This is a genomic window from Sphingomonas pituitosa NBRC 102491 (genome assembly GCF_001598435.1).
GTDB lineage: Bacteria > Pseudomonadota > Alphaproteobacteria > Sphingomonadales > Sphingomonadaceae > Sphingomonas > Sphingomonas pituitosa.
In genome coordinates this window covers 1-19,130 of sequence record NZ_BCYY01000007.1, presented here as the reverse complement: position 1 = coordinate 19,130, position 19,130 = coordinate 1, and the positions used below count along the sequence as shown (strand labels likewise).

The window sequence follows — 19,130 nt, the reverse complement described above, 5'->3', positions numbered from 1 at the left end:
CGCGAATGGTCCCCCTCCCCGTGCCGGGGAGGATTTTAGAGATGCCCGCCTTCGCCTATCGCGCAGCGGACCGCAACGGCGCTGCCAGGAAGGGCGTGATCGAGGCTTCCAGCCCGGCGGCGGCCCGTGCGCTGCTGCGCGAACAGGCGCTGCTGCCGCTCTCGGTCGAACCCGCTGCCGAGCGGGGCCGTTCGATCGGATCGATAACGCTGCCGCGCTTCGGCCGAAGCGGGGTGAGTGCCCGCGCGCTCGCCACCGTCACGCGGCAGATCTCGACGCTGGTCGGTTCGGACATCGCGATCGAGGAGGCGCTGCGCCTCGTCGCCACCCAATCCGAACAGCCGGCGGTGCGTTCGCTGCTGCTCGACGTGCGCGGTGCGATCCTCGACGGGCGCAGCTTCGCCGCGGCGCTGGCGCAGCATCCCAAGGCGTTCCCCGAATTCTACCGCGCCTCGGTCGCGGCGGGCGAGGCCTCGGGGCGGCTGACCGATGTGCTCAACCACCTCGCCGAATTCGTCGAGAACCGTCAGGCGAACGGCCAGAAGCTGCAACTGGCGCTGCTCTACCCCGCGCTGCTGGCGTGCGTGTCGTTCGGCATGATGGTGCTGCTGATGGTCTATGTCGTGCCGGACATCGTGAAGGTGTTCGTCTCGCGCGGCGCCGACCTGCCGCTGCTCACCCGCGCGCTGATCGCGATCAGCGCCTTCCTGCAGAATTTCGGGCTCTATCTGCTGATCGCGATCGGGGCCGGCATCGTCGCCTTCGGGCGGTGGCTGCGGGTGCCGGCCAACCGCCTGCGCGTCCACCGCTTCTTCGCCGAGCGCCGCCCGTTCCGCCGGTTCAGCCGCCAGATGAACGCCGCGCGCTTTGCGGGCAGCCTGGCGACGCTGGTCGGCAGCGCGGTGCCGCTGGTCGAGGCGCTGCACGCCGCCGCGGCAGTGACGCCCAACCATTTCGTCCGCGAAAAGGCGTTCGGCGTGGCGATGCGCGTCCGCGAGGGCATCAGCCTGCGCGCGGCGATGCAGGAGGCGGAGATCTTCCCGTCGATGCTGGTCGCCATCGTCGCCTCGGGCGAAAGCTCGGGCAAGCTCGCGCCGGCACTCGGCCGCGCCTCGGGCGAGCTGGAGCGCGAGCTGGACGCGCTGGTCGCCACGCTGGTCGCGCTGGTCGAGCCGATGGTGCTGCTGGTGATGGGCGGGCTGGTGCTGCTGATGGTGCTGGCGATCCTGCTGCCGATCATCAACCTCAACAATTTGGTGGGGGTGTAAAAGCCCTCTCCCGCAGCGGGAGAGGGCTTTTGATCACATCTTCCCCTGAATCCGTGCCCCGCCGGGGAGGCCGACGAACGGCAGCGCCGCCGCGCCGTCCTTGCTCATGCCGATGTCCAGCGTCCCGTCCTCGCTGAGGATCGCGTCGAGCAGCAATTGCCGCCGCTGCGTTGCGGGGGTCAGCCGGATCGTGGTGCGCGGACCGACATGTTCCGCGGTCAGCAGCAGCGCCGGCACCGCGGTCGATCCGCCGCCGGCCTTCGGGCGGCAACTGCCGGGATCGGTGGTCACCTTGCCGTCGAGCATCTGCGCGCCGCCGCGCACGGCGATCCGCGCCATTTCCACCTGCATCACCAGCTGGCAGGTGAAGGGCAGGTCCGGCTGGATCGCCTGGAGCAGGCTGGCGTCGGCCGCGCCGCTGACATGATCGAGCACCGTCCGACCGCCCAGATGCACCAGCGCGCGCCCGCCGAGATCGGTATCCGGTCCGCTCGCCTTCCAGTCCGCCGCCAGCCCCAGGCTGGTCAGCGAGCGTAGCGGCGCCAGCTGCCATTCGAGCTTGCTCCCCCCGGCCACGCCGACTTGGCCGTTCCAGATCGTCCCCGCCACGCCGCTGCGCCACGGCACGTTTCGGACGAGCAGGCTCGCCGGTGCGGTGGCCAGCATCGCCAGCGCATAGGCCCCTATGCCCAGCCCGGCGAAGAGGATAAGACGCCGCCGTGCCTCATTCGCTGAATCCGGAGTTCGCAATGGACCGTCGGTCCCTGCTGCGGCTGCTGCCCTCGGGCCTCGTCCTATCCGCGGCATCGCTATCCTCCAACGCATGGGCGGGCGAGAAGAAGGACAAGCGCCCGATCGCCCTGTTGCTCCCGCTCAACGGACCGCGAGCGGAGCTGGGCCGTAGCATGCGGCAGGCGGCGTTGCTCGCGGAAAACGCCAATTTCGTGCTCGCCTTCGATACCGGCGGAACGGCGGAAGGCGCCGCCCGCGCCGCCGCCGAGGCGCTCCGCCAGCACCCGGCGCTGATCCTGGGGCCGCTCACCGCTGCCGAAGTGCCTGCCGTCGGCAGCACGGTGGCAAGCCGGGTGCCGGTGATTTCCTTCAGCAACGATTCGGTGCTGCGCCAGCCGGGCGTCTGGATCTTCGGCATCACTGCCGCGCAGGTGACCAGCGCCGTGCTCCGCTATGCCCGCACCCGCGGCGTGCGTTCGGTGGTGATGGTCGACGACGGTTCGGCCTGGTGCGCCGCCGCCAGCCTGTCCGCCGGCCGCATGGAGAGCGAGATCGGCATCGCGCTGCGGGTGCTGCAGGTGAAGCCGGGCCAGCCGCTTCCCCAGGCAGGCGACGCGCCCGATGCGGTGCTGCTGCCCGGCAGCGGTGAGGGCGTGCTTGCCGCCGCGCGGGCGCTGAAGGGCAGCGGCGTACAACTGCTCGGCACGCTGCAGGGACTCGACAATCGGCCGGATTCGCTCGCGGCGCTCGACGGCGCCTGGCTCGCCTGCCCGGATCCGGGGGCCTTTGCCTCCTTCGCTCAGGCGTTCGCCGCGAAGAATGGCGGCGATCCCGGCACGATCACCGCGCTGGCCTATGATGCCGCCGGTGTCGCCAACAAGCTGCGCGAAGCCAATGCGCTGAACATGAACGGGCTGGTCGACGCCAAGGGCTTCCACGGCGTCACCGGGCCGGTGCGCTTCCGCACCGACGGATCGGTGGCGCGCGACTTCGCGATCGTGGTCGCCTCGCGCGACGGCTATGCCAGCGTCGCGGTGAGTTCGGGCTCGTGAATCGACGCCCTGAAGCCGGCGAGTCCGGCTTCACGCTGATCGAACTGATGATCTCGCTCGGGCTGTTCGCGCTGATCGCGGTGGCGGGGCTGGCCCTGGTGGACGGCATCCTGCGCGTGAACGGACGGACCGAGGCACGGCTGGACCGGCTGGCGGCGCTGCAGCGGACGATGTTCGTGCTGACCAGCGATCTCGACCAGGTGGCGAGCGGCTCCATCGAAGGGGGTGGCGATCGCCTCTCGTTCGTGCGCAGCGCACCGGGGACGGGAGGAACGGCGACGCAGGTTCGCTATGCGCTGGCGGGAGGCACGCTGATTCGCGCCGCGCCGGGGCCGCAATTGCTGCTGCCGGGCGTGGTTACCGCGCGGTGGCGGTTCTGGGACCGCGGCTGGATCGATCGCTGGCCGATCGACGACAGTAGCGAAGCCAAGGCGCGCTGGCCGCGTGCCATCGCGCTCGACGTGCAGGCGGCGGGCCCCGGCGGCGCGCCGGTGACGCTTCGCCGGGTGGTGACCTTGCCCGCCCGCGCGCAGGAGGCGCCGCCGCAATGAGCCGCCGCCGCGAACCCCGCGACGACGAGCGCGGCATGATCCTCGTCAACGTGCTGATGTTCGTCGCGATCGCCAGCGGCCTGGTGCTGCTGATGATCGACCGCGAGGAACTGGCGCTCGATCGCGGGCTGCGCATGCGCGAGGCCGCGCGGGCGCAGGCGATCGTGCGCGGCGGCGAGCTTTCGGCACTGGTGGCGCTCCGCCGTGACGGCGAGACGGCAGGCGATGTCGACCATCGTGGCGAGGCCTGGGCAAAGATCGCGGTTACCGCCGCACCGATCGAGGGCGGCACGTTCGACCTCGCGATCGGCGATGCCGAAGGGCGGTTCAACATCAATTCGGTGCGGAGCGGCGAGGCGGGGGCGGTGGTGCTGCTGCAGGAAATCGCCAACGAGATCGACATGCCGCCCGAACAGGTGGTGGCGGCGATCCAATATGTGCGGTTGCAGGGGCCGATCACCGATCTGCGCCCGCTGCGGCTCGCCGGGCTCGACCCCAAGATCGCGGACCGGCTGGAAAAGGTGGTGACGGCGCTGCCCGGCATCACTTCGATCAACCTCAACGCCGCCGAGCCGGAACTGATGCAGATGCTGTTCAAGGATCCGCTTGCGGCCAGCCGGCTGGTACAGGTCCGTGCCCGCCAGGGGTACCTGACGCTGAAGGATCTCGACGACCAGCACGTCACGCTGCCCTGGGGCTGCTCGTTCCGCTCGACCAGCTTCTGGGTGCGCACCCGGGCGACGATCGGCGGCACGTCGCAGCAGGAGGCGACGCTGATCCAGCGGCGGCGGACCAGGGACGGCAGGCTGGAGACGGTTCCGGTGGAACGCTGGCGCAATGCTGCGGTCCCGCCCGGCGTGCCCGGCTTCGCCGCGCGGTGAACGATTGAGCTTGCCCGACATTTCTGGTCTGGTTCGCCGATGATCCTGGAGTTCCTGTCTTGGTCCTGATGCGCCTGTTCGGTCGGGGCGAGATCCGCCGGTGGCGCGACGTCCACATCGCGATGGCGCGTGCGGTGCTGCAACAGGCCGCGGCCGATCTCGTCGAGACCTTCGACACCGATCTCTCCCAGGCCGACTGGCGCGACGGGCTGATCGAGCAGACGCGCTTTGTCGGCGCCCGCATCGCGCCGGTGGTGCGGCAGGTCGCCGATCCGCTGGCGCGCCGCGTGATAGAGGAGGCGGGCAGGGCGCTCCAGCCGATCGCGTGGCACCATCTCCAGTGGCAGCCGCTGCCGATCGACGCCAACCTGATGCGCGACATGATGGAGGAACTGGGCGACTGGGCCGCCGCCGGGGGCGCGGCGCTGACCGGGCTTTTCAGGGGCGCGGCGACGGGGCTGCCGATCGCGGGCGGCCTCGGGCGCGGCGGTGCGCCGGGGGACTGGATGCGCCTGCGCGCCGAGGCGCGGTTGCGCGCCAAGGTCCATGCCTATGTCTATGCCACGGTGGTGCAGGGCCCCAAGGGGCGACCGGCGCTGCTGGAGCACGTCGTCGAACTGCTGCGCGACGCCGCTCGCCACGCCCAGCCGCTCTGAGGCTCAGGCGACGATCGCGGTCACCGTCGCATCGAGCAGCCGTGCCGCATCCTGCGGGGCAAGCCGTATCTGCAGCCCGCGCTGGCCGCCGTTGATGTAGACATAAGGCTCCCCGATCGCCGCTTCCTCGATCACGGCGGGGAGCGTCTTCGTCTGGCCGAACGGGCTGATACCGCCCACCTTGTAACCGGACAGGCGCTCCGCATCGGCGGGCTTCATCATCTCGGCCGATTTGCCCCCCAGCGCCGCAGCGAGCTTCTTCATCGCGACCTGCCGGTCCGAAGGGAGGATGGCGAGCACCGGCTTGCCGTCCACCCTTGCCATCAGCGTCTTCAGCACGCGCGCTGGCGGTTCGCCCAGCGCCTCCGCCGCCTGCATCCCAATCGCATCGGCATCGGGATCATAGTCGTAGCTGTGTACGGTGAAGGCGGTCTTCGCCGCTTCCAGCATCCGTGTGGCGCGCGTCGCCTTCGACATGGAAATACTCCCTGGAATGACGCCCGCCCGCTGGCATGGCGTGCGCTGCGGGGCAAGCCGGAGCCTCTGCTGAAGCAGTTGTTAACGTATTTCTCCTAATGTTGCCGCGAGTTTGGTCGACGGGCGGAGTGAGACATGCCCCTGCTGGGAATGGCGCTGTTCGCAGCGGTGGCGGCAAGCTCGCCGGCGGCGGCGCCGCGGGTCGCGATCATCGACAGCGGCGTGGCGGAGACGCCCGAGCTGCACGGCAAACTGATCGCCGAATACGACCTTGCGGGCGCGGATCGTCCGGCGTTCCGTCCGCGCTACGACCATGGCACGATGGTTGCCACCATCCTCAGCCGTGCGGCGGCGGGCGAGGTGGCGATCGTGTCGCTGCGGATCGACGATCCGGCGGGCTGCCGGCCGGGGGCGAACCCGCCTTGTCAGCCGAGCGCCGCGCCGATCGTCGCCGCGATCCGCAAGGCGATCGACCTGAAGGTGGATGCAATCAACATCTCGCTCGCCCTGGCGGACGATCCCGCGATTACCGCCGCGGTGCGCGATGCCGCCGCCGCAGGGATCGTGGTGGTGCTTGCAGCCGGCAACAACGGCCTCTCGCGCCCGGGCAATCTGGCGATGGCGCGGCAGGGCTTCCCCAATGCGGTGCTCGTCGGCGCGCTGGATGCGGCCGGCAAGCCCTGGACGGGGACCAACCGACCGGAGCCCGCGATGCAGGGCTATCTCTATGTGTGGCAGCGCGGCGTCGATGTGCCCACGAGCCTGGCGGACGGTCGCGCGGTGACCGGCACCGGCACCTCCTTTGCCGCTCCGATCGAGACCGCGCGCCGGATCGCCCATCGCCGCCGCACAGCCTGAAATTTTCGGAAACATACCCGTTATTGCGGAACTTTGAGGAATGGGTATGGTTCCAGCCCAGGAGAGGCTGGAGCGTAAATATACGCCATGTCTGTCCTCGTTGCGGTTAATCCGCAGCGGGAACATGAGACAATGGAAAAACAAGTATGTGGATGAGTTTGCTTGTCGCGATGCTGGTAGCAGCACCGCAAGCCGGAGAGGGTGCAATAGGCCGCTGGAAGACCCAAACGCGCAATGCGATCGTCGAGATCCAGCGCTGCGGTCCTTCGATCTGTGGGCGGATCCTGACCTCGGACGCGCTGCGCACCAACCCCGATCTGCGCGATACCAAGAATTCGAACGCCCAGCTGCGCAACCGCCCGCTGAAAGGCCTCCAGATCCTGAGCGGCTTCACCGCCGACGGCGCCAACTGGAGCGGCGGCAAGATCTACAATGCCGAGGACGGCAAGACCTATAGCGCCGACATCACCCTGGCCGGCGCCGACCAGCTGAAGCTGCGCGGCTGCGTGTTCAAGCCCTTCTGCCGTACCCAGACCTGGACCCGGGTTCGCTGACCGTCGCCCGCGCGACCGTCCCGTACCCCAGTAGCGTGAGAACCAACATGAACAAGATGAAGCTCCTCCTCGCCGCGGGCACCACGCTGGCGGCCAGCGCCGGCTTTGCGGGTGCTGCCCATGCCCAGGCCTTCTACCTCCAGGAACAGTCTGCCCGCGGCGCCGGGCGCGCCTTTTCGGGCGAGGTCGCCGATACCGGCGCTGCCTCGCTCTGGTGGAACCCGGCGGCGATCGCCGATGCCGAGCGTATCGAAGTGAACCTCAACGCAGCGGCGATCCTGCCGCGCGGCCAGGTGGTCGATACCGGCACGCTGATCCGCCGACCCGGCGGCCAGCCCGCAACCGCCATCGGTGGCGAGACGACCAGCCGCAACCCGATCAACAACGGCGTGCTGCCCTCGGGCGCGATCGCGGTGCCGCTCGGCCATCGCATCGCGCTCGGGCTCGCGGTGACGTCGCCGTACAGCTTCACCACGGACTATGCGTCGAGCAGCTGGGCCCGCTACAGCGCCGACCGCACCCGGCTGCGCACCGTCGACATCCAGCCCTCGATCGCGGTGTCGGTGACCGACTGGCTGCGCGTCGGTGCGGCGGCCAATGTCGAATATACCGACGCCAGCCTCAGCAACGCGCTGCCCAATGTGCTCGCCAGCCTGCCCGATGGGCGGCAGGAACTGAAGGGCGATGGCTGGGATGTGGGCTGGAGCGCCGGCTTCCAGATGCACAGCGACCGGGTGACCGCCGGCTTCAGCTACAAGTCCGCCATCCGCCACAAGCTGAAGGGCGAGCTGACGGTGAGCGGGCTGGTCGGCCCCCTCGCGGCGAGCAACCTTGCGCTGTCGAACGTGCAGGCGGATTTCTACACGCCGGCGCAGCAGATCGCCGGCATCCGCTGGCGCGCCACCGACAGGCTGACGCTCAACGGCCAGGTGGTGCACTATAACTGGGACAAGTTCGACGCGATCCGTCTCGGGGCGCCGCTCAACATCGCGCTGCCCGAAAACTATCGCGAGAGCTGGAGCTATGCGGGCGGCGTCGACTATATGGTCTCGCAGGCGCTGACGCTGCGCGCGGGCGTGCAGCGGGCAACCACGCCCACGCAGAACGGCCAGCGCGACGCGCGCGTGCCCGATTCCAATCGCTGGAATTTCGGCGGCGGCGGCTCCTATGCGGTGACGCAGAACATCGTGCTCGATGCCGCGGCCAATTATGTCGACTTCGCCAACGCGCCGATCGACCGCGCGACGATCGCGGCGGGTTCGACGATCCTGACGCAGGGCCAGCTGCGCAATGCACGGGCCTTCGTGTTCTCCGTGGGCGGTCGCGTCCAGTTCTGATCACGGATAGCCAAAGCGACGCCGCCGGCCCTCGGGTCGGCGGCGTTCGTGCGCCCGGCGAGCGCGGATCGGAAACCGGGGCTATCGCTCGCCGCGTCGATTGGCCTATCCGGGGCGGCGCCTATAGCAACCCGATCCTAAGGAACCCTGCCTTGACCGACCTCGAGTCCGCCGACCGTCTGACCGAGGCGCGTGTCGCCCTTGCCGAGGCGATGGCGCTGCACGAGCAGGGGGACCTTGTGGCGGCCGAACGCCGGTATCGCGCGGCGCTGGCCCAGGACTATCGTCCGGCGGACGTCCTGCCGTTGCTCGCCGGGCTGCTCGGTCGGCTGTCACGCCCCGAAGACGCGCTGCATGCGTGGGACCAGCTCCTCGCGATCGAGCCGGATCATGCCGTGGCGCTGCACGAGAAGGGCCTGACGCTCCACTGGCTGGACCGCACCGAGGAGGCGATCGCGTCGCTGGAGCGCGCCTGTGCGCTCGATCCGGACAATGCCACCGCGCTCGGCAATCTCGGCGTGGTGCTGGCCGACGCGCACCGCAATCTGGAGGCGCTCCGCACCTTCCGCCGCGCGTTGGCGCTGCAGCCGGACAATCTGCACCTTCGCCACCAGGTCCGTCGGCTCGGCTCGGGGGCGGTTCCCTTCTGGCATATCCCGATGATGAACGATGCGCCCCGCAACGACGCCTTCGAGGCGGCGATCAAGGCGGCGATCGGCGTCGCAGGTCCCGAGGCGCGGGTGCTCGACATCGGCGCGGGCAGCGGCCTGCTGTCGCTGATGGCGGCGCGGGCCGGCGCCCGCAAGGTCGTCGCCTGCGAGATGGAGCCGATGATCGCCGAGATGGCGCAGCAGATCGTCGCGCAGAACGGCTATGCGGCGCGCATCACGGTCCATGCCAAGCCTTCCACCGAACTCGCGGTGGGCGCGGAGCTGGATGCCCCTGCCGACATCCTGGTCTCCGAGATCCTGTCGAGTGATCTGCTGACCGAAAAGGTGCTCGACACGTTCGAGGACGCCCATCGTCGCCTGCTGGCGCCCGACGCACTGGTGATCCCCCGCGCGGCGAGCGCCATGGGCTGTCTGGTCGCCAGCGAGAATCTGGCCGGCTATGCCTTTGTCGGCGACGTCTCGGGCTTCGACCTGTCGGCTTTCACCGCCTTCGCGCCGCAGCGCCTGCCGATCCACGGCACCATGACCGGGTGGCAGCGGCTGTCCGGCGACGTGGAGCTGGTACGGCTCGACCTCACGCAGAAGAAGCATGACGCGACGCTGGCGCGGCTTTCCGTTCCGGTGACGGCCAGCGGCCGCGCGATCGGCATCGTCCAGTGGATGCACATCGATCTCTGGGACGGCGTGACGTTCGACAACCACCCGGACGGCTATCACGACGGCGGCTGGCTGCAGGTGCTGCACAGCTTCCCGGAGCCGATCGACGTGGTGGCGGGCGAGGTGCTCGACATCGCGGCCGGGCATGATCGGATCACGCTGATCCTGTGGCCGTTGCCGCGCGCGGCGGACTAGCAGGCCGCGCTTGCGGGGCGGGGGAAGCGCCGCAGTCGGGCCGCTGGCGCGGCCGCCGCACGTGCGAAGCAATGCCCGCCGTTGCTGTCGTGTCGTAGAGGGAAGAGGGGCGGCCGGCGACCCGAAGGTAACCGGCCATATCCCAAATGCAAGTAATGGTCGGGGAGAGAGGATGCCCGACCAATTACGGCTAACGCTAAGTCATTGAAAAAGCGTGATCGTAACCTGGGGTTTAAAGCCCGGTGTACAGTCGCGCGTACACTCGCGCTGTGGCCGTCGGCGGCATTGCAATTGCTTGAAGCAATGATCCCGGTGCCGTCCACGAACTGCGGATGGGCGGGCGCCCAAGCGCGGCGGCAGGATCGCCGGCCAGCTTCCGTTGATGATCAAACGGATGTTGTCCGGATCGCTAGCCTGCTGCGAGATCAGGATCAGCATATCGACGGCAAGGCCCACCAAGCCGCAGTCGAACATTCAGTGTGTCGTGCTGGTCAGAGCCAGCCCATCGCTGAGGGTGTCGGACGCGTTTTGGTCGACCGGCCTGATACGCGCTGCCTCCACCTCCGCCCGGCCGTCACCGTTAATGAGCTTTGGCTCGGTGACCGCGCAAAGCGCGTGATAGGCGTCGCAAGATGATCCGCCTGATCACGCGCTTGCGCTCGCCAGGTGAATGCGCCGGGCACACAGGTCACTGGGAAGTCCTGCTAAGGAAAGCTGGTTGAAACGTGTAAATATCGGCCGTCCGGCCAGCCGCCGCTAATAGCCGTTGCTGGAAAGGCGGTGGCGAATAACCTCCCGTCATTTATGAACGTCATCGAACCGTTGGCTTTCCGGCAGATGGTCGGGCGCCAGGCCGGGTGATGGGAACGAGGGGATTTGATGTACGCGCATTCTCTTGAAAACGCACCTGAATCCCAGTGGGAGCCGCTATCGCATCACCTGAAGCAGGTAAGTGAACGTGCGGGCTCGTTCGGACAGGCCTTTGGTGCTGCGGTACCCGCGCAGATCATGGGGGCGCTGCACGATATCGGCAAATGCGCCGAGGCTTATCAGCAATATATCCGCGCGCCCCGCACCAGCGACGTCCAGACGCGTGGTCCGGACCATAGCGCCGCCGGCGCGCAAGCGGCGATGCACCGGTTTGGCCAGGCAATCGGCCGTCTTATGGCATTCGGCATCGCAGGGCATCACGGCGGCCTGATGGACGGTCCGGCGCTCACCGCCCGGGAGAACAAGGCGGTCGAAGACCATGCGGGCTGGGAAGCGCATGCGCCGCCACTGCCTGATCGGGCCGCACTTCTGGCGAACCTGAAGAGGCCCAGACGCAACGCGATCGAACCCGCGTTCAGCCTCTTCTTTCTGGGTCGAATGCTGTTCTCCTGCCTGGTCGACGCCGATTTCCTGGAGACGGAAAGCTTCTACGCGGCAGCGGAGGGGCTTTCTCCGCCCGATCGTGGTGGGCGGATCGACCTGCGCCACCGCGATGCCGTTCGTGCGTACATGGTCCGCCATCGGCGCGACGACACGGTCGTGAACCAGCTGCGTTCGCGGATACTCGATCATGCCGTTTCAAAAGCCGCGCTGGAACCTGGCCTGTTCACCCTCACCGTCCCGACCGGCGGGGGCAAGACGCTGACATCCCTCAGCTTCGCCCTCGATCATGCGATCGCGCACGGACTGGAACGGATCGTCTACGTCATTCCCTTTACCTCGATCATCGAGCAGACGGCGGAGGTGTTCCGCACCGCGCTGGGCGATGGCCTGGCGGGGGCGGTGCTGGAGCATCATTCGAGTTTCGACTGGGATGATCGTGCGCCGGCGTCGGACGGGGACCGCGAGGGCGAGGGGGCCAGCGGCCTTGCCAAGCTGCGTCGCGACGCGGAGAATTGGGACGTGCCGATCGTGGTCACCACGGCGGTGCAGTTCTTCGAGAGCCTGTTCGCCGCCCGCACCAGCCGTGCGCGCAAGCTGCACAACCTGGCGAAGAGCGTGATCGTGATCGACGAGGCCCAGTCGATCCCCGTCCATCTGCTGCGTCCGTGCATGGCGGCGATCGACGAACTGGCGAGAAACTATGGCGCGACGGTGGTGCTGTGTACCGCCACCCAGCCGGCGCTGCGGAAGGAGGATGGCGCGCTGCCGCGGCAGCGGCAGAGCGATCCGGCGGAAGGGCTCGACATCCCGGCAGACCGCGAACTCGCGCCCGATCCCGCAGGACTATACACGGTGCTCCGGCGAGTGGCGGTCGAATGGCGGCAGCAACCGCTCCCCGATAGCGAGATCGCCGCCCGCTTCGCCGAACAACCGCAGATGCTCTGCATCGTCAACAGCCGTGGCCATGCCCGCGCCCTGTTCGACGCGATCGCCGATCAGCCGGGCGCGCGCCACCTGACCACGCTGATGTGCGCGAAGCATCGCAGGAATGTGCTGGCGGGGATCCGGGCGGACCTGATGGCGGGCAAGCCGGTCCGCCTCGTGGCGACCAGCCTGATCGAAGCGGGGGTGGATGTGTCCTTCCCCGAAGTCTGGCGCGCCGCGGCGGGCCTTTCGAACATCGCCCAGGCGGCCGGGCGCTGCAATCGTAGCGGCGAACTGGCCGGGCTCGGGCGGACGGTGGTGTTCGAGCCGGCCGAGCACCGAACGCCGCCCGCCATCGACGCATTCTACACCCCGGCGCGCGAGGCGCTGCGCATTCATGCTGCAGACCCGCTCAGCCTGGCGGCGATCCAGCATTACTATCGTGCGCTCTATTGGCACCAGGGCCATGCTGCGCTGGATCGGGCGACGGGGCTCGGCGAACCCTACGCCATCGTCCCGGCCGTACGGGAAAGCGTGGACGGGCGGGGCCCCAACTTTCCGTTTCGAACGATTTCGGATGCGTTCCGGATGATCGACGAGGCGATGGATCCGGTACTGATCCCCTATGATGCGGAGGCCGAAGACGCGCTGCATGCGCTTGCCCACGCGCCTTTCCCGCCGTCCGGCATCTTGCGGAAGCTCCAGCAATATGCAGTCCCGGTGCCGAAGAAACTACGTGCCACGATGCTCGCCAGCGGCATCGCCAGGATCGTGCGCGAGGACTTTGGCGACCGGTTCGTGGTGCTCCAGGATCGCGAGCGATATGATGATGTACGGGGGCTCGACATTACCGAAGCGGCCTGGAGGTCGAGCGAAGAAAACGTTCTGTAGCGTACGCCAGCGATACTATTGCCACGCCGCATCTTTCGCCCTAGCCTACTCAAAATGGGGGCTTAATGGCAGTTCGGGTGCACATCTGGGGCGAGCGTGCCTGCTTTACGCGGCCGGAGATGAAGGTCGAGCGCGTCAGCTATGACGTGATTACGCCGTCGGCGGCCCGCGGCATTCTGGAAGCGATCCACTGGAAGCCGGCGATACGCTGGCATGTCGATCGCATCCATGTCCTGCGGCCGATCCGTTTCCAGTCGATCCGGCGCAACGAAGTGGGCGCCAAGGCGAGCGCCGCCAACGCCGCCAGCGCGATGAAGCGCGGCACCACCGACGGACTCGGCATCGCCGTCGACGAGAACCGCCAGCAGCGCGCGGCGTTGGTGCTCGTGGATGTCGCCTATGTGATCGAGGCGCATTTCTCGATGACCGGCCGGGCCGGGCCCGAGGACAGCCCGGCCAAGCATATCGCGATGTTCAATCGTCGCGCCGCACAGGGGCAATGTTTCCACCGCCCGTGCCTCGGCACGCGCGAGTTTCCCGCCGAATTCGCCCTGATCGAGGAGGGCGAAGCGCTGCCCCACTCCACGCTCGACAAGCCCGACGCCGATTTCGGCTGGATGCTGCACGACATCGATTTCGCGCGGGGCAATGAATCGCGCTTCTTCCGGGCGCAGATGCAGGGCGGCGTGATCGAGGTTCCACCGTTCGACGCCGAGACGGTGATGCGATGACGATCCTGCAGGCGCTGCACGCCTATTATGATCGGCTGGACGATATCGCGGCCCCGGGATGGAGCCAGGAGAAGTTCGGCTGGTGCATCGTGCTGAGCCCGGAGGGCGACGCCATCGATGTCGAGAATCTGCACGACCTGACCGGCAAGAAGCCCAAGCCGACGCTGCGGGTGGTGCCGGCCGCCGTGAAGCGCACCGTTGCAATCGCGCCGAATTTCCTGTGGGACAAGACCGCCTATGTGCTCGGCCGCACGGCGGGCGAGGGCAAGCGCACGGCGGACGAACATGCGGCGTTTGTCGCGCTGCATCTCGATCGGCTGGCGGGGCAGGAAGATGCGGGGCTCGCGGCGCTTCGGCGCTTTCTGGAACGCTGGCGCCCCGACCAGTTCGAGGCACTGCCGCGCGGCAGTGCAGATATGCTCGACGCCAATGTGATGTTCCGGTTGGACGGAGAGCATGGCTTCCTCCACGAACGTCCGGCGGCACGGGCGCTGGTGGAGGCCGCCGGCAGTCCCGGCACCGATGATAGGGTGGGCAGCCTCTGCCTGGTTACCGGCGAACTGGCGCCGGTCACGCGGCTGCATCCGACGATCAAGGGTGTGGAAGGCGCGCAATCCTCGGGCGCGGCGCTGGTGTCCTTCAATCTCGACGCCTTTACCTCGTTCGGCAAGGAGCAGGGCGAGAACGCACCCACCAGTGAGGGCGTGGCCTTCCGGTACGGCGCGGCACTCAATCGGATGTTGCAGCGCGACAGCGGCAACCGCCTGTCGCGCCCGATCGGCGATGCGACGGTGGTGTTCTGGGCGGATGCCAGCAAGGCCGAGACGGAGGCTGCCGACGCCTTCATGGCGTTGCTGATGGAGCCGGACGCGCGGGAGATCACCGACGAGAAGGAGGTTGCCCGGCTGCGGACGCAGATCGAGCAGATCGCCGCAGGGCGCCCGGTGGCGGAACTGCGCCCGGACATCGGGGTGGGCACGCGCTTTCATGTGCTGGGACTGTCGCCCAATGCGGCGCGGATTTCGATCCGCTTCTGGCTTTCCGGTGCGCTCGACCAGTTCGCCGCCGCACTCGCCCGTCATTATCAGGCCATGCGGATCGAACCGCTGCCGCGCAACTGGGGGGCAGCGCCGTCGGTCCGCCGGCTGCTCGCGCAAACCGTTGCCGCGCAGGGCGAGATGAAAAACGTGCCCGCGCTGCTCGCCGGCGAGGTGATGCGCGCGGTGCTTTCCGGCGGCGCCTATCCGCAATCGCTGCTTGCCGCCGTGCTGATGCGGCTTCGTGCCGGCGATAGCGCCGCATTCGGATGGCACGCCGCCGTGATCAGGGGTGTGCTGATGCGCGATCCCGCCTTTGTTTCTGCCTTTGGAGAACCCCCGATGAGCCTGCAACGGGACTATGCGGAGCCGGGCTACCAGCTTGGTCGGCTGTTCGCCGTCTATGAACTGGCGCAGCGCGCGGCTTTGGGTCGCGTGAATGCCAGCATCCGCGACAAATATTTCGGCGCTGCCTCGGCCACGCCGGCCAGCGTGTTCCCTATCATCGTGCGCGGCGGCCAGAACCATCTCGCCAAGGTGCGCAAGGAAAAGCCCGGCTGGGCCACGCTGATCGAGCGGGAGCTGGAGGAGATCCACAGCCATCTCGACCCCGCGCTGCCGCGTTCGCTGAGCCTGCAGAAGCAGGGCGCTTTCGCGATCGGCTATTACCACCAACGCGCCACCAGGCTGAGCAGCGACAAGGTCGGGGAACTCGATCCGACCGCGCTCACCGATTCCGAAGAGACCGAGGGGGAAGCATGAGCACGCCGGTTACCCAGCGCCACGAGTTCGTCCTGTATTTCGACGTGACGAACGGCAATCCCAATGGCGATCCCGATGCCGGCAACATGCCCCGGCTCGATCCGGAGACCAACCAGGGGCTGGTGTCGGACGTCGCGCTGAAGCGCAAGGTCCGCAACTTCGTCGCGCTCGTGAAGGATCAGGAACCCGGCTTCGAGATCTACATGACCGAAGGCGCCACGCTGAACAACCAGCACAAGAAGGCGTGGGCCGCGCTGTTGCCCGAGGTTAGCAGGGACGACGAATTCAAGCGGCTGCCCAAAGACCAGCAAAAGGCACAGGCGCTTACCCGCTGGATGTGCACGAACTTCTGGGACATCCGTACCTTCGGCGCGGTGATGACCACCGGCGTCAACGCCGGCCAGGTGCGCGGGCCGGTGCAGTTCGGCTTCGCCAAGTCGGTGGAGCGCATCCTGCCGCTCGAAATCTCGATTACCCGCATGGCCGCAACGACCGAGAAGGACGCCGAGGAGAAGGGCGGCCGCACCATGGGCCGCAAGCACATCGTCCCCTATGGCCTGTACCGCGTCCAAGGCTTCGTCTCCGCGCCGCTCGCCAGCCACCCGACCAAGGGCACCGGCTTTTCGGAAGGCGACCTCGAACTGCTCTGGCAGGCATTGGGCCAGATGTTCGACCATGACCGCTCGGCAGCGCGCGGCGAGATGGCCAGCCGCAAGCTGATCGTCTTCCGCCACCAGAGCGCGCTCGGCAATGCGCAGGCGCAGAGCCTGTTCGATCGGGTGAAGACCTGGCGGGTCCACGAAGGCTCGGTCCAGGAAATCGGCAGCACCGCGACCGACAACTGGCCGCCTGCACGCAAATGGGAAGATTACAAGGTCACGATCGACCGCGAGGCGGTGCCGGCCGGCGTCGAGATCCTCGAATACTGAGGCCCGGCGATGCGCGCGCCGCCCCCGGACCCCGCCGCCGAAGACGCGCTGGTGCCGGTATCGGCGTTGCAGCATTATCTGTTCTGCCCGCGCCAGTGTGCGTTGATCCATGTCGAGCGGATCTGGGCGGAGGACGGCGCCACCGCCGAGGGGCGCATCCTCCATGAACGGGTGGATGGCGGCCGGCCAGACCGCCGCGCGGGCGTTCGCACGGTGCGCGGTCTGGTCCTTCGCTCGTTCGAACACGGCCTGGCGGGCAAGGCCGACGCGGTCGAGTTCGTGCGCGGCGTGCCCTATCCGGTCGAATATAAGCGCGGCCGCCCCAAGGCGCACCGCGCCGACGAGGTGCAGCTCTGCGCCCAGGCGCTGTGCCTGGAGGAGATGTTCGGCTGCACCGTGCCCGAGGGCGCGCTGTTCTACGCCCAGACGAAGAAGCGCAGCCGGATCGCCTTCGATGCCGAATTGCGCGCGCTGACGATCATGCTCGCGGCCGAAACCCGTGCGATGCTTGCCGCAAACCACACCCCGCCGCCCCGGGCAAAGCCCGGCTGCCGTCGCTGTTCGCTGGCCGATGCATGCCAGCCCAAGCGGCTGGAGCGCCCGCCCGCCGTCCAGCGCTGGCTGCTGCGTCAACTCGCCGAGCCCGATGCCCTGCCGGAGGAATGACCGATGCGGCGCCATCTCAACACCATCTACGTCACCACCGAGGATGCCTGGCTGCGCAAGGACGGCGCCAATATCGTTGTCGAGGTGGAGGGCGCCGAGCGCGGGCGGGTGCCGATGCATCTGCTGGAAGGCGTGGTGTGCTTTGGCCGGCCGGGTGCTTCGCCGGCGCTGATGGCGGCCTGTGCGGAGGCGGGGATCGCGCTCTCCTTCCTCACCCCCAACGGCAAGTTCCTTGCCCGGGTGGAGGGGCCGCGCACCGGCAATGTGCTGCTCCGCCGCACTCAGCACCGTGTCGCGGATAATCCGGTGCGCGCGGTGCCGATCGTGCGCGGCATCGTCACCGCCAAGGCGGCCAACCAGCGTACCGTGCTGCGTCGCGCGCTGCGCGATCATGGCAGCCGGCTCGCCCCCGAAGCGCAGGCTGCACTTACAGCCGCCGAGGCGCGGCTGGGCCATGTCGCGCGGCGTGCGGCGCAGGCAGAGGACATCGACAGCCTGCGGGGGCATGAGGGGGAAGCGGCGCAGCTCTATTTCGGGGTATTCGACGCGATGCTGCAGGGGGAACGGCCTGCCTTCGCCTTTGCCGGGCGCTCGCGCCGGCCGCCGCTGGACCGCGTGAATGCGCTGCTCAGCTTTCTCTACGCGATGCTCGGGCATGATTGCCGGTCGGCGCTCGAGGGCGTGGGCTTTGATCCGCAGGTGGGGCTGCTCCATGCCGATCGGCCCGGCCGCGCCAGCCTGGCGCTGGATCTGATGGAAGAGCTGCGCCCGGTGCTGGCCGATCGGCTGGCGTTGACGCTGATCAATCGCGGCCAGCTGAAGCCGCGCGACTTCACGGTGGACGAGGGCGGTGCGGTGTCGCTGACCGACGATGGCCGCAAGGCGGTGCTGGTCGCGTGGCAGGAACGCAAGAAGCGCGAATTGCGGCACCCGTTCCTGGGCGAGACGATGCCGATGGGCCTCGTTGCACATGTCCAGGCGCAGTTGCTGGCGCGGCACCTGCGGGGTGATCTCGACGGCTATCCGCCCTTCTTGTGGAAATGACGCGATGCTGATGCTGGTGACCTATGACGTTAACACGCAAGACGCGGCGGGCCGGCGGCGGTTGCGGCGGGTAGCGAAGGCGTGTCTCGACCTGGGGCAGCGCGTGCAGAACTCGGTTTTCGAATGCGAGGTGGATCCAGCGCAATGGGCCTTACTGCGCGCGTCGCTGCTCAAGGAAATCGACGCGGAGAAGGATTCGCTGCGCTTCTACCGGCTGGGTGCCGATGGCAAGCGGCGTGTGGAGCATATCGGTGCAAAGCCCGTACTGGACCTGGCGGGGCCGCTGCTTTTTTAGACGTCGCGCATCTGGTCCTTGCGCGAACCTCAATCTGTTTTATCGGGCGCTGGAGGTTCGCGCGATATATATTCACGTATAGCAAAGGGTTAGGCTTGCAGGGGCTGCATTGGCTTCCGCAATCTCGCAAATCGCCGACAGTTCGCGCTGTAGTAGCGATTTACCGCTCTTTCTCATTGTATTAGCACTATAGCGGTCGCCCCCTACGCGGGGGCGTGGATCGAAACATCGAAGGGCCGCACCATCGCATAATCGGCGAGACGTCGCCCCCTACGCGGGGGCGTGGATCGAAACCTCCGTGAAGCCCTCCGTGGATCGCATGGCCTCGTCGCCCCCTACGCGGGGGCGTGGATCGAAACCTCGGCAGTTTGCGCCGTGGTGCCGTTATGAGGTCGCCCCCTACGCGGGGGCGTGGATCGAAACGCGGTGAAGCTCGATCGCTGCCTTGATGTCGGATGTCGCCCCCTACGCGGGGGCGTGGATCGAAACCGCGGAAAACTGCGTTCCGGCGAGCCATCTCGCGCGTCGCCCCCTACGCGGGGGCGTGGATCGAAACCATTCGAACGAAGTGATATGCTCAGGGCCAAT

19 protein-coding genes and 1 CRISPR repeat array are annotated in these 19,130 nt (G+C 67.9%); of the genes, 16 read left to right on the top strand and 3 right to left on the bottom strand.

The window, feature by feature from the left end:
• Positions 1-41: 41 nt before the first annotated feature.
• Complete coding sequence (locus SPI01S_RS08080; RefSeq protein WP_066720897.1) at positions 42-1,268, top strand: type II secretion system F family protein; 1,227 nt, start codon at positions 42-44, stop codon at positions 1,266-1,268.
• A 33-nt stretch (positions 1,269-1,301) separates the two neighbouring features.
• On the opposite strand, the gene gspN is transcribed toward SPI01S_RS08080, so the two are convergent.
• On the bottom strand, positions 1,302-1,934 hold the full coding sequence (gene gspN / locus SPI01S_RS08075) for a type II secretion system protein N (protein ID WP_066720891.1): 633 nt from the start codon (positions 1,932-1,934) through the stop codon (positions 1,302-1,304).
• An 83-nt stretch (positions 1,935-2,017) separates the two neighbouring features.
• On the opposite strand from gspN, the gene SPI01S_RS08070 reads away from it, so the two are divergent.
• The 4 genes from SPI01S_RS08070 (at position 2,018) to SPI01S_RS08055 (ending at position 5,140) form a co-directional block, all read left to right on the top strand.
• Positions 2,018-3,052 (top strand): ABC transporter substrate-binding protein, encoded by a 1,035-nt coding sequence (locus SPI01S_RS08070; protein WP_066720885.1) that lies wholly within the window; start codon positions 2,018-2,020, stop codon positions 3,050-3,052.
• Positions 3,049-3,603 carry a type II secretion system protein GspJ gene (locus tag SPI01S_RS08065; protein ID WP_066720882.1) on the top strand — a complete coding sequence of 185 codons (555 nt, stop codon included), beginning with the start codon at positions 3,049-3,051 and terminating at the stop codon, positions 3,601-3,603. Before SPI01S_RS08070 ends, SPI01S_RS08065 begins: the two co-directional genes overlap by 4 nt.
• Entirely contained in the window at positions 3,600-4,484 is an 885-nt protein-coding gene (locus SPI01S_RS08060; RefSeq protein ID WP_066720879.1) for a type II secretion system minor pseudopilin, read from the top strand. The genes SPI01S_RS08065 and SPI01S_RS08060 overlap by 4 nt, the downstream gene beginning before the upstream one ends.
• A 68-nt stretch (positions 4,485-4,552) precedes the next feature.
• Positions 4,553-5,140: a hypothetical protein gene (locus SPI01S_RS08055; protein ID WP_066721049.1), complete on the top strand. Its 588-nt coding sequence runs from the start codon at positions 4,553-4,555 to the stop codon at positions 5,138-5,140.
• Between the two features lie 3 nt (positions 5,141-5,143).
• Here SPI01S_RS08055 and ybaK read toward each other — a convergent pair whose 3' ends face one another.
• Positions 5,144-5,617 carry a Cys-tRNA(Pro) deacylase gene (ybaK, locus tag SPI01S_RS08050; RefSeq protein ID WP_066720874.1) on the bottom strand — a complete coding sequence of 158 codons (474 nt, stop codon included), beginning with the start codon at positions 5,615-5,617 and terminating at the stop codon, positions 5,144-5,146.
• Between the two features lie 135 nt (positions 5,618-5,752).
• Here ybaK and SPI01S_RS08045 point away from each other — a divergent pair, with 135 nt between their 5' ends.
• From SPI01S_RS08045 to SPI01S_RS08030, 4 genes are all read left to right on the top strand, one after another.
• Entirely contained in the window at positions 5,753-6,475 is a 723-nt protein-coding gene (locus tag SPI01S_RS08045) for a S8 family peptidase (RefSeq protein WP_084253327.1), read from the top strand.
• Positions 6,476-6,627: 152 nt separating this feature from the next.
• Positions 6,628-7,029: a DUF2147 domain-containing protein gene (locus SPI01S_RS08040; protein WP_066721047.1), complete on the top strand. Its 402-nt coding sequence runs from the start codon at positions 6,628-6,630 to the stop codon at positions 7,027-7,029.
• A 56-nt stretch (positions 7,030-7,085) separates the two neighbouring features.
• Positions 7,086-8,366 (top strand): OmpP1/FadL family transporter, encoded by a 1,281-nt coding sequence (locus tag SPI01S_RS08035; protein WP_373278311.1) that lies wholly within the window; start codon positions 7,086-7,088, stop codon positions 8,364-8,366.
• A gap of 152 nt (positions 8,367-8,518) precedes the next feature.
• Positions 8,519-9,889, top strand: a complete 1,371-nt coding sequence (locus SPI01S_RS08030; protein WP_084253326.1) for a tetratricopeptide repeat protein — start codon at positions 8,519-8,521, stop codon at positions 9,887-9,889.
• 201 nt (positions 9,890-10,090) lie between these two features.
• Here SPI01S_RS08030 and SPI01S_RS22205 read toward each other — a convergent pair whose 3' ends face one another.
• Positions 10,091-10,327, bottom strand: coding sequence for a hypothetical protein (locus SPI01S_RS22205; RefSeq protein ID WP_169804481.1), 237 nt, complete (start codon positions 10,325-10,327; stop codon positions 10,091-10,093).
• 441 nt (positions 10,328-10,768) lie between these two features.
• On the opposite strand from SPI01S_RS22205, the gene SPI01S_RS08020 reads away from it, so the two are divergent.
• The 7 genes from SPI01S_RS08020 (at position 10,769) to cas2 (ending at position 18,542) form a co-directional block, all read left to right on the top strand.
• A complete protein-coding gene (locus SPI01S_RS08020; RefSeq protein ID WP_066720866.1) occupies positions 10,769-13,078 on the top strand; it encodes a CRISPR-associated endonuclease Cas3'' in 2,310 nt (769 codons plus the stop codon).
• A 65-nt stretch (positions 13,079-13,143) separates the two neighbouring features.
• A complete protein-coding gene (gene cas5c / locus SPI01S_RS08015; protein ID WP_066720863.1) occupies positions 13,144-13,809 on the top strand; it encodes a type I-C CRISPR-associated protein Cas5c in 666 nt (221 codons plus the stop codon).
• Positions 13,806-15,608, top strand: coding sequence for a type I-C CRISPR-associated protein Cas8c/Csd1 (gene cas8c / locus SPI01S_RS08010; protein ID WP_066720861.1), 1,803 nt, complete (start codon positions 13,806-13,808; stop codon positions 15,606-15,608). The genes cas5c and cas8c overlap by 4 nt, the downstream gene beginning before the upstream one ends.
• Positions 15,605-16,537, top strand: a complete 933-nt coding sequence (gene cas7c, locus SPI01S_RS08005; protein ID WP_066720858.1) for a type I-C CRISPR-associated protein Cas7/Csd2 — start codon at positions 15,605-15,607, stop codon at positions 16,535-16,537. Before cas8c ends, cas7c begins: the two co-directional genes overlap by 4 nt.
• A 9-nt stretch (positions 16,538-16,546) precedes the next feature.
• Positions 16,547-17,203 carry a CRISPR-associated protein Cas4 gene (cas4, locus tag SPI01S_RS08000; RefSeq protein ID WP_066720855.1) on the top strand — a complete coding sequence of 219 codons (657 nt, stop codon included), beginning with the start codon at positions 16,547-16,549 and terminating at the stop codon, positions 17,201-17,203.
• Positions 17,204-17,206: 3 nt separating this feature from the next.
• Complete coding sequence (gene cas1c, locus SPI01S_RS07995) at positions 17,207-18,247, top strand: type I-C CRISPR-associated endonuclease Cas1c (RefSeq protein ID WP_066720853.1); 1,041 nt, start codon at positions 17,207-17,209, stop codon at positions 18,245-18,247.
• A gap of 4 nt (positions 18,248-18,251) precedes the next feature.
• Positions 18,252-18,542 carry a CRISPR-associated endonuclease Cas2 gene (gene cas2 / locus SPI01S_RS07990; RefSeq protein WP_066720851.1) on the top strand — a complete coding sequence of 97 codons (291 nt, stop codon included), beginning with the start codon at positions 18,252-18,254 and terminating at the stop codon, positions 18,540-18,542.
• Positions 18,543-18,737: 195 nt separating this feature from the next.
• A CRISPR array of direct repeats spans positions 18,738-19,098; the repeat unit is 32 nt; unit sequence GTCGCCCCCTACGCGGGGGCGTGGATCGAAAC.
• Between the last annotated feature and the right edge of the window lie 32 nt (positions 19,099-19,130).